Source organism: Tabrizicola sp. (genome assembly GCF_036781545.1).
Lineage (GTDB): Bacteria > Pseudomonadota > Alphaproteobacteria > Rhodobacterales > Rhodobacteraceae > Tabrizicola.
This window is the reverse complement of the sequence record NZ_DAIQAT010000114.1, coordinates 1-11,308: the sequence shown is the minus strand read 5'-3', so window position 1 is coordinate 11,308 and position 11,308 is coordinate 1. Positions and strand designations below refer to the sequence as shown.

The following is an 11,308-nucleotide window of genomic DNA, read 5'->3' as shown; positions in this document are numbered from 1 at the left end:
TCACCGGCACCGCCTCGCCGATGGGGGCGTCGGCCACGCGGCGGGTCAGGTCGCCCGCGCTGGTGACGTCATTGGTGCCGAAGTGGGTGATCACGTCGCCGGACTTGATGCCCGCGTCGCGGGCCGGGCCGTCGGGCACATCCGTCACCAGCGCGCCCTTGGCGTCGGCAAGACCCATGGATTCCGCGATTTCCGGGGTCATGTCCTGGATGCGGACGCCGAGCCAGCCGCGCCGGGTCTCGCCGAACTGCTTCAGCTGGTCGACGACCTTGGTGACGACATTCGAGGACATCGAAAAGCCGATGCCGATAGAGCCGCCATTGGGCGACAGGATCGCGGTGTTCACCCCGACGACCTGGCCGTCCATGTTGAAGAGCGGCCCGCCCGAGTTGCCACGGTTGATCGCCGCGTCGGTCTGGATGAAATCGTCATAGCTGCCCTGCAGCTGGCGCCCGCGGGCCGAGACGATCCCTGCCGAGACCGAGAAGCCCTGCCCCAGCGGGTTGCCCATCGCCATGACCCAGTCACCCACCCGCATCAGATCGGAGTTGCCGAAGGTCACGAACGGCAGGGGCTTGTCGCTTTCCACCTTCAGGACCGCGATGTCGGTCTTGGGATCGGTGCCGACCAGCTTGGCTTTCAGCCGCTGGCCCGAGAAGAACTCGATCTCGATCTCGTCGGCGCCTTCGATGACGTGGTTGTTGGTGACGATATAGCCGTCCTCGCTGACCACGAAGCCCGAGCCAAGCGCCTCGGACCGTTGCGGGCCACCCCGGCCGGGGCCGCCGAAATCATCGAAGAAATCTTGGAACGGGCTGCCTTCCGGCACCATCGGCATTCCGTCGGTGGGGGCGGCGATCATCGCGCTGGTGGTGATGTTGACCACCGCCGGGCTGATCTTCTGCGCCAGTTCGGCAAAGCTTTCCGGGGCGCCGAAGGCTTGGGCGTCCTGGATCGGGGCGACGCTGAGGCCGAAGCCCAGGACCAGCGCCAGAAGCGTGCTGGACCGCAGCGCGGTGCGGATGGAGGGGGTGAGATCGGGCACGATGCGAACTCCTGTTCATCGGGGCTGGCGGCGGTGGTGTCCCGCCCGGGGACCCTGCCGCTTCGGCGCTGAAGAAACAGTTAGTGGAAGGTCATCGCAATGCAAACCCCGTCGCGGCGCTTCAAAGGCGTGTGAAGGAATTTGTCATCCGGGCCCGGCAAGCCAGATCAGCGCCACGCCAAGGGCCAGGGCGATGAGCCCGGTCATCCGGCGGCGGTCGATCCCCAGCGTCGCGATCAGCCGCAGGGCATCCTCGATCCGGCGGGGGGCCAGTGCCAGCACCAGCCCCTCCACCGCCAGCACCAGACCCAGCGCCAGGATCACATGGCTCACGGCGCCGCCGGAGCGGGAGCGGGAGCCGGAACCGCCGCCGCAGCAGGGCCGCGGTCCGAGCGCAGATAGTCGAAGAACTCGCTGTCGGGCTGCATCACGATCGAGGAGTTCGCCCCCTTCAGGCTGGCCTCATAGGCCGAGAGCGACCGGATGAAGGCAAAGAACTCCGGGTCCTTGCCATAGGCTTCCGCCAGGATGCCGTTGCGTTCGGCATCGGCCTCGCCGCGGATCACCTCGGCCTGGCGCCGCGCGTCCGAGGTCAGCTCGATCACCGTCCGGTCGGCCGACGCGCGTACCCGCTGCGCCGCCTCGCCGCCGCGGGCCTTCTCGTCGGCGGCTTCGCGTTCCCGCTCGGCGCGCATCCGGGCGAAGCTGGCTTCCAGGTTCTGCTCGGGCAGGTCGGTGCGGGTCAGCCGCACGTCGATCACGTCGATCCCCAGAGCCGAGCCTTCGCGCTTGGCGATGGTCAGGATCTGGTTCATCAGCGCCCCGCGGTCCTGGCTGAGGACCTGGTCCTGCGTGGCATTGCCAAGGACCTCGGGGATCGCCTGGCTGAGGATGTTGCCCAGAAGCTGCTGCGCCCGGTCCTCGCCCCCGGTGCCGACCGACTGGCGGAATTCCACCAGATCGACGATGCGCCAGCGGGCGAAGGCGTCGACCACAAGACGGCGGTCGCTGAGAAGCGTCACCTCGATCGGCTGGGTCTGCAGGCCCAGGATGCGGTCTTCATAAAGGACTACGTCCTGCATCAGGGGAATCTTGAAGCCGAGGCCCGGCTCCTCCTTCACCTGCATGACCTGGCCGAATTGCAGGACCAGCGCCTTCTTGCGTTCGTCCACGATGAAGACCGAGGACAGCACCAGCACCAGCAGCACCACGAGGGCCGGAAGGATGTAGATCGCGCGCATCAGTTGGTTCCCCCCGTCGCAGCGCCCGCGCCTTGCGCAGGCGTCGTCCGGCCCAGTTCGTTCAGCGGCAGGAAGGGCACCACGCCCTGGCCACCGCCCTCGCCGCCGCTTACGCCGTCGAGGATCACCTTGTTCATCCCGCCCAGCACCCGCTCCATGGTTTCCAGATAAAGCCGCCGCCGGGTCACTTCCGGCGCCTTCACATATTCCTCGTAGACAGAGAGGAAGCGCGCGGCCTCGCCTTGCGCGCTGTTCACCGCCTCGGCCCGATAGCCCTCGGCGGCCTCGACCAGACGCGCTGCCTCACCGCGGGCGCCTGCCGTGACCTGGTTGGCATAGGCGTCGGCCTCCTTCTCCAGCCGGTCGCGTTCCTGCTGCGCGGCCTGCACGGCGCGGAAGGCGTCGATCACCTCGCGCGGGGGCTGGGCCACCTGCAGGTTGACGCGGATCACGGTGATCCCGGCATTGTAGCTGTCGAGCGTGGACTGCACCGCCTTCCGCAGGTCGGCGGCAATGACGCCCCGGTCGCGGTTCAGGATCGGCGAAAGCTCGGAGCGCGCGATGATGTCGCGCATGGCGCTTTCGCTGACCGCCTTGATCGTCACTTCGGGCTCGGCCAGGTTGAAGAGGTATTTCTCGGGGTCCGAGATGTTCCAGACCACCTGGAAGCCGATGTCGACGATATTCTGGTCGCGCGTCAGCATCAGCCCGCTGTCGTTGCCGGCGGACTGGGTGCCGATGTCGGTGGTGCGTTCGCCCGTGACTTGGACCTTTTCATAGGTTACGACCGGCCAGGGGGCGAAGTTGAGGCCGGGATCGCCGACGCCCGCGCTTTCACCCAGGAAGAGTTCGACCGAGCGTTCCTCGGGCCGCACGGTGTAGAAGGACATGAAGGCCCAGACCGCCACCAGCGCCAGCACGCCCAGCGCGATGGTCTGCTTGGTGAAGACAGGGCTGCCCGGATCGCCTCCGGGGCCGCCCTGGCCGGTGCGCCCGCGCCCGCCCATCAGCACGCGCAGCTGTTCCTGGCCGCGTTTCATCAGCTGGTCGATCTCGGGGATGTTCGGGCCGCCCTCGCCGCGCCGACCGCCACGACGGTCGTCGTCGTCGCCGTTGTTGCCCCTGCCCCCCCGGTCATCGCCGCCCGAGCCGCCACCGCCCCAGGGGCCGCCACTGCCTGCCATCTATCCGAACCCTTTCTTGCACTTTTCCCTAAGCTGGTCATATCCAGCCGGAAATCAACCCATTGCGACCGTCGTCAAGCCGTTCTGACCGGTTTTCGCATCGTCACCAGCTCTTCCGCCATGGTCGGATGCACCGCGCAGGTGGCGTCGAAATCCTCCTTCGTGGCGCCCATGCGGATCGCAATGGCGGCCAGCTGGATCATCTCGCCCGCTTCCGGTGCGACGATATGACAGCCAAGCACCTTGCGGCTGGCCTGGCTGACGACGAGTTTCATCAGCACCCGGTCCGGCTTGCCCGCGAAGAGCGTCCTCATCGGGCGGAAACTGGTGGAATAGACCTCGATCGGCTCCTGCATCCGTGCGGCTTCCTCGGACAGGCCGACCGAGCCGAGCTCGGGCCGGGTGAAGACGGCAGAAGCGACGAGCTGGTGGTCGAAGGCGGTGGGCTTCGCGCCGAAAACCGTGTCGGCGAAGGCATGGCCCTCGCGAATGGCGACCGGGGTCAGGTTGATCCGGCCGGTCACGTCACCCACGGCGAAGATCGACGGGATCGCCGTCTGGCTGTAGGCGTCGACCGGGATTTCGCCGTTGCGTCCAAGCTCCAGCCCCAGCGCCTCCAGCCCCAGTCCGGCAGAGTTTGGCCGCCGCCCGGTGGCGTAGAGGACCAGGTCGAACTCGTGCTCCGTGCCGTCGGTCGCCACGGCACGGATGCCGGTCGGCGTCTTCTCCAGCCGCAGGATGTCGGTGCCGCAGTGGATGGCGATGCCCTGCGTCTGCATCGCGTTCGCGACCTGGCCGCGCGCCTCGTCGTCGAAGCCGCGCAGGATCTGGGCGCCCCGGTAGTACTGGCTGACCGTCACCCCCAAGCCGTTCAGGATACAGGCGAATTCGCTGGCGATATAACCGCCGCCCACCACCAGCGCCCGTTTCGGCAGGGCGGGCAGGTGGAAGATCTCGTTTGAGGTGATCGCCAGCTCACGGCCGGGAATATCCGGCACGAAGGGCCAGCCGCCGGTGGCGACCAGGATATGCTTGGTGGTGAGTTCCTCGCCCGTCGCCAGCCGCACCCGGTGCGGATCGACGATGGTGGCGCGGGTGTCGTGCACGGTCACGCCCGCCGTCTTCAGCGTGTTGCGGTAAGCGGCTTCCAGGCGGTCCAGCTCGGCTTCCAGCTTTGTCCGGAAGGCCGTCCAGTCGAAGGCCCCGTCCGTCACCTGCCAGCCATAGGCGCGGGCTTCCTCGATGGCGTCCGGGAAGGCCGAGGCGAAGACCATCAGCTTCTTCGGCACGCAGCCCCGGATCACGCAGGTGCCGCCCATCCGGCTTTCCTCGGCCAGGCCCACCTTCGCGCCGTAATCGCCCGAGGCCACGCGCGCCGCCCGGACCCCGCCCGAGCCGCCGCCGATGACGAAGAGATCGTAGTCGAAGGTCATGATGGGTCCCGCCTGCCGCACAATCGCGACCACAGCTATGCTGTCCGGCGCCCGGGCGAAAGACCCTGACGGGCTTTTTGGCGGAAGGGTCGCGCCTCAGTCGAGGTCGGCGAAGATGTTGCGGCTTTCGGTCACATCGACCGATCCGTTCTCGATCCGGCCCGAGTTGATGTCGCGCACTGTTACTCGTCCGTCGCCGTGGCCGATCACCACCACGTCGCAGATGTCGATGAAAAGCCCGTTCTCGACCACGCCGGGGATCTGGTTCAGGACCAGCGCCAGCTGCCGGGGATTGCCGATCCGCGTCAGGCCGAGGTCGAGGATGTAATGCCCCTCATCCGTGCGCAGGGGCACGTCCTTCGCCATCCGCAGCGCCACATCGCGGGTCATCACATCCAGCGAATAGAGCGTCTCCTCGATCAGCGCCTTCGTCGTCTGCCAGCCGAAGGGGATCACCTCGACCGGCAGGGGAAAGGCGCCGAGCTGCGCCACTTCCTTCGCGGCATCGGCGATCACGATCATCCGGTCGCTGGCGGTGGCCACGATCTTTTCCTGCAGAAGCGCCGCGCCGCCGCCCTTGATCAGGTTCAGGTTCGCGTCGAATTCATCGGCGCCGTCGATGGTCAGGTCCAGCCATTTCGTTTCGTCCAGACCCACCACCTTCAGGCCGAGGCTGCGCGCCAACTCCGCCGTGCGTGCCGAGGTCGCCGCGCAGGTCACCGACAGGCCTTCGTCCCGCACCCGTTCCGCCAGGCAGCGCACCATCCAGGCCGCGGTCGAGCCAGTGCCGAGGCCCAGCTTCATGCCGCTTTCCACAAAGTCCACCGACCGGCGGGCGGCCACGAACTTGGCCTGGTCGATCGGCGAAAGGTCGGCAGCCATGGCAATCCCCCCTGTTTCCCATCCCGGATAGCGCAAAGCCGGGCGCAGGGCGAGAGGCTTCGCAATCCGGCATCAGACTGTTTCCGGGTTCAGCCCGCCCCCTTTAGCCGCGCCACCGCCGCGGTCACTTCCGCCACCGTCAGCACCCCGTTGCCATCAGCGTCAAGCTGCATCAGGGCACGAAGAAGGTCTGCCTCGTCCGCACCCAGGGCCGCCAGCGCCGCCGCCGCGCCCGCGGTCGTGATCTCGGCCGCATCGACCGTGCCGCTGCCATCGGCATCGGCGGCGGTGAACTGCCGTGCCAGTCGGCCCCTGCCCTGCGCGCTGGCGGCACGCTGGCTGACCGCAAGCTCCTCCTGCGTGACCGCACCATCGGCGTCGAGGTCCATCGCCGCGAACCGCCGCAGCGCCGAGGCCCGCGCGCCAGCCCGTTCCAGCGCGATATGCGCCTCGATCTGGCCGGACGTCAGGCCTTCCGCCCCGCCGAAACCCGCGATCAGGTCGATGGTCCGCGCCTCGAACTGATCGGGATTGCGCGACATCGCCTCGGTCAGCGCATCCTCCTCCGCCCGGGCCACCCCCGCCGCCAGAAGCGCCGCCACCACCATCCCGATCCGCCGCCAAGCCATGGGCACCTCCATCCTGCGGACCAGAGACTGACCCGAAGAAGGTTGACGATCGGTTAACGCCAGCGCATCTGCACGAGCGACGCCTCACAATGCTGCGCAGTCCCGCGACATTCGGTCGCTTTTCGACCTGCACCGGGGCTAGAGTTCGCCATCTTGGCAGGCAAGGTTCAGGACCGCCGATGTACACGCTGCACTATGCCCCGGACAATGCATCCCTGATCATCCGGCTGGTGCTGGATGGCGCGGGCATCCCCTATCGCACCGCGCTGGTCGACCGCGCCGCGCGTCAGCATCACAGTCCCGCCTACCGGGCGCTGAACCCGACCGGGCTGATCCCCACGCTGGAAACCCCCGCAGGCCCGATCTCGGAGACCGGGGCGATCCTCCTGTGGCTGTCCGACACCCACCATCTCGGCCCCGCGCCTGCCGACCCGGACCGGCCCGTCTTCCTCAAATGGCTGTTCTTCCTGTCGAACACGGCGCACGCGGACCTGCGCCAGATCTTCTACCCGCACCAATATGCCCCGGCCGACGGCCATGCCGCGCATCTGGAGATCATGTCGACCCGGATGCTGCGCCACTTCGCGCTTCTGGAGGCGGCGGCGTTGCAGCACCCGAAGCTCTTCGCCGCGGGCAGGCCGCTGGGCGTCTATACCATCGTGCTGACCCGCTGGTCCGCGCTGTACCCGGAGACCGCGCCACGCTGGCTGGACCTGTCCGACTTCCCCGTGCTGGAAGAGCTGGCACGCGCGCAGGAGGCGCGGGTGGAAACCCCGGTCGTCGCCCGGGCCGAAGGCCTCGGCGCGCATCCCTTCACCCGCCCCGAACAGCCGAACCCGCCGGAAGGAAGCGTCTTGTGACCCTGACCCTGCACCATGCCCCCGACTTCGCCTCGACCATCGTCCGCTTCGCGCTGGAAGAGCTGGAACTGCCGCATACGCTGGCCATCGTCGACATCGACGGCGGCGCGCTGGCCAGCCCGGAGTATCGCCGGGTCAACCCGGTCGGGCTGATCCCGGCGCTGGAAACCGATGATGGCCCGATGTTCGAGACCGGGGCGATCCTTCTGTGGCTGGTCGACCGGACCGGGCGGCTGGGACCGGGCCCGCAGGACCCCGGCCGGGGGGCGTTCCTGTCCTGGCTCTTCTTCACCTCGAACGCCCTGCACCAGGCGGCGCTTGCCATGTTCTACCCGCATCGCCCGGCAGGCGAGGCCAACTCCGCCGCCGCCCAGGCCGCCGCGCAGGAGCAGATCGTCGCGCGCCTGGGCCTGATCGAGGCGATGCTCGCCGCACAGTCCCCGCGCTGGCTGTCGCCGGACCATCCCGGCGTGCTGGGCTACTACATCGGCGTGCTGGTGCGCTGGCTGATCATGCTGCCGCCCGCGCCCTATGGCATCCGGCTGGCCGACTTCCCATATCTGCAGGCGGTGCTCGCCGCGCATGAGGCGCGCCCCGCTGCCCTGCGGGTCGCAGCCTCCGACGGCCTCGGCCCCACCCCTTTCACCAATCCGGGTTCCTGATGTTCCTCTCCGTCTTCGACATGTTCAAGGTGGGCATCGGCCCGTCCTCCAGCCACACCATGGGCCCGATGGTCGCCGCCGCGCGCTTTCTCGACACGCTGCGCGCCTCGCCCTTCCATTTCCACGGGCTCCGCGCCTCCTTGCACGGCTCTCTCGCCTTCACCGGGGTTGGCCATGCCACCGACCGGGCGACGATCCTCGGGCTGGCGGGCTTCGCGCCCGACACCTACGACGCCGACAAGGCCGAGGCCACGCTGGCCCGCATCCGCGAGACGAAGACCATCGAGGCGCCGGATCTCGGCACCCTCGACTTCGACCCGGCCAAGGACCTGACCTTCGATTACGGCCCGGCGCTGCCCGGCCATGCGAACGGGATGGTCCTGAAAGCCACCGACGCGCAGGGCGACGTGATCCTGGAGGAAACCTATTACTCCATCGGCGGCGGCTTCGTGCTGACCGCTGCGGAACTGGCCGAAAGCGGCGGGGCCAAGGCCAAGGCGCGGGCGGATGTGCCCTATCCGTTCGAGACGGCGGCTGAAATGCTGGAGATGGCGCGGAAATCCGGCCTCTCCATCGCCGCGATGAAGCGGGCGAACGAGCTGAAATACCGCTCTGCTGCCGAACTGGACGCGGGTATCAACCGCATCTGGCAGGTGATGAACGACTGCATCTCGCGGGGCATGCTGGGCGAGGGGATCCTGCCCGGCGGGTTGAAGGTGCGCCGCCGCGCCAAGGGCATCCACGACGCGCTTCTGGCGGAACGCGGGCTGAACCTGACGCCCCCGCACACGATCAACGACTGGATGAGCCTCTACGCCATGGCGGTGAACGAAGAAAACGCCGCCGGCGGCCAGGTCGTCACCGCGCCCACCAACGGCGCGGCGGGCGTCGTTCCCGCCGTGATCCGCTACTGGCTGGACCATGTGCCGGGGGCTTCCACCGCGAAGGTCGGCGATTTCCTCCTCACCGCCTCGGCCATCGGCGGCCTTTGCAAGCACAACGCCTCGATCAGCGGCGCGGAATGCGGCTGCCAGGCCGAAGTGGGCAGCGCCGCCGCGATGGGGGCCGCGGGCCTCTGCGCCGTTCTGGGCGGCTCGCCCGAACAGGTGGAAAACGCCGCCGAGATCGCGCTGGAACATCATCTCGGCATGACCTGCGACCCGGTGAAGGGGCTGGTGCAGGTGCCCTGCATTGAGCGCAACGGATTGGGCGCGATCAAGGCCGTCTCCGCCGCCTCCCTCTCGATGCGCGGCGACGGGCAGCATCTCGTCTCGCTCGACGTCTGCATCGAGACCATGCGCCAGACGGGCAAGGACATGCACGAGAAATACAAGGAAACCTCGCTCGGCGGGCTGGCGGTCAACGTTCCGAACTGCTGACGCCGGGGACGCCTCCGGCGAGAGTATTTGGCAAGGAGCAACTGAATTTGCTTCTTTCCCAAATACTCCGGGGTTTGGGGAGACCCCAACGCCGAGGAGGAGGCGAAGCCCGACGACGAGACAAGAGACTTGCGCGAAGCGCTCGATCTGAAACCCACCGCGATGTCGCTTTCAGGCAGGCAGCCCGGGCAACCAGCGGCTAGGCAACCTTCATGACCCGCGACACGACCCTCCAGGGCGTCATCCTGATGCTCGCCTTCTGCGTGATCGCGCCGCTTCTCGACGTGGGCGCCAAGCTTGCCGCGCAGAACGGCATCCCGGTGGGCCAGGTCACCACCGCCCGCTTCGTGGTACAGACCGCGCTGATGCTGCCGGTCGTGGCTCTGATGCGGCTTTCGATGCGGCTCTCGGGCAAGGCGCTGGCCTATACCACGCTGCGCGCGCTCCTTCTCCTCGTCTCGACCTACGCCTTCGTCTCGGGCATCCAGGTCATGCCCTTGGCCGATGCCCTGGCCATCGTCTTCGTCGAGCCCTTCATCCTCTTGATTCTCGGCCATTTCCTCTTTGGCGACCAGGTCGGCCCGCGCCGGATCGCCGCCTGTGTCGTGGGCTTCGTCGGCGTGCTTTTCGTGATCCAGCCCTCGCTCGCCGCCTTCGGCCTCGTCGCGCTCTGGCCGCTCGCCACCGCCGTTCTCTTCGCGCTCTACATGCTGGTCACGCGGGGCATTTCCACCTGGATGCACCCCGTCGCCATGCAGTTCCACACCTCCTGGACCGGGCTTCTGCTTTGCCTGCCGGTGATGATCCTTGCCGAGGGCAGCGGCATCCCCTCGCTCGATCCGGTCTGGCCCACCGGCTGGAACTGGCTCTGGCTCTTCATGGTCGGCTTCTGGGCCGCCGTCAGCCATATGTGCATGACCTACGCGCTGAAATTCGCCCCCTCGGCCACGCTGGCGCCGCTCCACTATTTCGAGATCGTGACCGCCGTCATACTGGGCTACCTGATCTTCGACGACTTCCCCAATGCGATGACCTTCGCCGGGATCGCGATCATCGTCGCCTCGGGCCTTTACATCATCCACCGCGAGCGGCTGGCGGCGAAGGCCAAGGCGGAGGAGCCGCAGATCATGGTGCTGCCAGAAGAGCCTTGATCGCCGCGTCCAGCCTCCGGCGCGGCAGGATCACCAGCATTCCCCGGCCGTCGAGCTCCAGCACGACCCGCCGCGCCAGCGCCCGGTTCGAGGTGCCGATCATCCCGTCGGGGGCGAAGCTGATTCCCGCGATAGGCCATTCCAGGCCCTCGCTTCGGCCGGTCACCGGCGCCATCGGGAAAAGCGACACCGGATCGCCTTCGCGGAGCGCCAGCTCCAGCCGGAGCGGGGCGGCGAAGGCCAGATCCCGTGGACCGATCAGGATGCAGCGCCGTTCGGCCCGGGCGATCAGCGTCGACATCGCCGCCAGCCCGTGATCGAGCCGCGCGCCCGCGAAGCCCAAAGCCAGCACCAGCGGCGCCGCGATCAGCCGCAGCGCCTTGTCGAAGTCGGTCGTCGCCTGTTCGGCCACAAAGTGCTGACGTTCCTGGGGAATCTCCGCCCGCGCCCGGTCCGAGATCGAATCCATGTCGCCGATCACCGCCTGCGGCGCGACCCCGAAGCGCAAAAGCCGGTCCGCCCCGCTGTCCGCCGCCACCGCGACCGGCGCGCGGGCGAGCGCGAGCTTCAGGTCCCGCGCGGAAAACGGCCCGCCACCGGCCAGGGTTACACCTTGGGTTGACTGGACAATCGGGGCATTCATGTAAGACTGTATCCAATTAAGGCAGGATTTCTGGGGTCCGGCCACAATCAATCCATCAAATTACCCCTGTCTGTCCATGCATTAGGACCTTGCCAGGGTAGTATGGTGCGACCAGCAAGGCGAAAGGCTGTCCGATCATGACCAGTGAAAGCAAGATCCTGACCGTGTCCTACGGGACCTTCAGCTGCACGCTGGAAGG

General features: G+C 67.7%; 12 protein-coding genes. 4 read left to right on the top strand and 8 right to left on the bottom strand.

Features of this window, described 5'->3' with window-relative positions; translation table 11 throughout:
- From V7Q39_RS15045 to V7Q39_RS15015, 7 genes are all read right to left on the bottom strand, one after another.
- Positions 1-1,045 (bottom strand): trypsin-like peptidase domain-containing protein (locus V7Q39_RS15045; RefSeq protein ID WP_443082530.1); only part of this gene is annotated, 1,045 nt, incomplete at its 3' end.
- 144 nt (positions 1,046-1,189) lie between these two features.
- Complete coding sequence (locus V7Q39_RS15040) at positions 1,190-1,378, bottom strand: DUF2065 domain-containing protein (RefSeq protein WP_333817423.1); 189 nt, start codon at positions 1,376-1,378, stop codon at positions 1,190-1,192.
- On the bottom strand, positions 1,375-2,286 hold the full coding sequence (gene hflC / locus V7Q39_RS15035) for a protease modulator HflC (protein WP_443082529.1): 912 nt from the start codon (positions 2,284-2,286) through the stop codon (positions 1,375-1,377). The genes V7Q39_RS15040 and hflC overlap by 4 nt, the downstream gene beginning before the upstream one ends.
- On the bottom strand, positions 2,286-3,470 hold the full coding sequence (gene hflK / locus V7Q39_RS15030; RefSeq protein ID WP_333817422.1) for an FtsH protease activity modulator HflK: 1,185 nt from the start codon (positions 3,468-3,470) through the stop codon (positions 2,286-2,288). Before hflK ends, hflC begins: the two co-directional genes overlap by 1 nt.
- A 74-nt stretch (positions 3,471-3,544) precedes the next feature.
- Positions 3,545-4,903 carry a glutathione-disulfide reductase gene (gor, locus tag V7Q39_RS15025; protein WP_333817421.1) on the bottom strand — a complete coding sequence of 453 codons (1,359 nt, stop codon included), beginning with the start codon at positions 4,901-4,903 and terminating at the stop codon, positions 3,545-3,547.
- 96 nt (positions 4,904-4,999) lie between these two features.
- Positions 5,000-5,785: a ribose-5-phosphate isomerase RpiA gene (gene rpiA / locus V7Q39_RS15020; protein WP_333817420.1), complete on the bottom strand. Its 786-nt coding sequence runs from the start codon at positions 5,783-5,785 to the stop codon at positions 5,000-5,002.
- A gap of 89 nt (positions 5,786-5,874) precedes the next feature.
- On the bottom strand, positions 5,875-6,414 hold the full coding sequence (locus tag V7Q39_RS15015) for a hypothetical protein (RefSeq protein ID WP_333817419.1): 540 nt from the start codon (positions 6,412-6,414) through the stop codon (positions 5,875-5,877).
- A 179-nt stretch (positions 6,415-6,593) separates the two neighbouring features.
- Between V7Q39_RS15015 and V7Q39_RS15010 the strand changes: the two genes are divergently transcribed.
- From V7Q39_RS15010 to V7Q39_RS14995, 4 genes are all read left to right on the top strand, one after another.
- The gene (locus V7Q39_RS15010) at positions 6,594-7,274 is read left to right on the top strand and encodes a glutathione S-transferase family protein (RefSeq protein WP_333817418.1); all 681 of its coding nucleotides are present in this window, start codon (positions 6,594-6,596) and stop codon (positions 7,272-7,274) included.
- Positions 7,271-7,936: a glutathione S-transferase family protein gene (locus tag V7Q39_RS15005; RefSeq protein ID WP_333817416.1), complete on the top strand. Its 666-nt coding sequence runs from the start codon at positions 7,271-7,273 to the stop codon at positions 7,934-7,936. Before V7Q39_RS15010 ends, V7Q39_RS15005 begins: the two co-directional genes overlap by 4 nt.
- A complete protein-coding gene (locus tag V7Q39_RS15000; RefSeq protein WP_333817414.1) occupies positions 7,936-9,315 on the top strand; it encodes an L-serine ammonia-lyase in 1,380 nt (459 codons plus the stop codon). Before V7Q39_RS15005 ends, V7Q39_RS15000 begins: the two co-directional genes overlap by 1 nt.
- Before the next feature lie 212 nt (positions 9,316-9,527).
- Positions 9,528-10,466, top strand: coding sequence for a DMT family transporter (locus tag V7Q39_RS14995; protein ID WP_333817413.1), 939 nt, complete (start codon positions 9,528-9,530; stop codon positions 10,464-10,466).
- Here V7Q39_RS14995 and V7Q39_RS14990 read toward each other — a convergent pair.
- The gene (locus V7Q39_RS14990; RefSeq protein WP_333817412.1) at positions 10,441-11,109 is read right to left on the bottom strand and encodes a thiamine diphosphokinase; all 669 of its coding nucleotides are present in this window, start codon (positions 11,107-11,109) and stop codon (positions 10,441-10,443) included. The genes V7Q39_RS14995 and V7Q39_RS14990 overlap by 26 nt on opposite strands.
- Positions 11,110-11,308 lie beyond the last annotated feature (199 nt).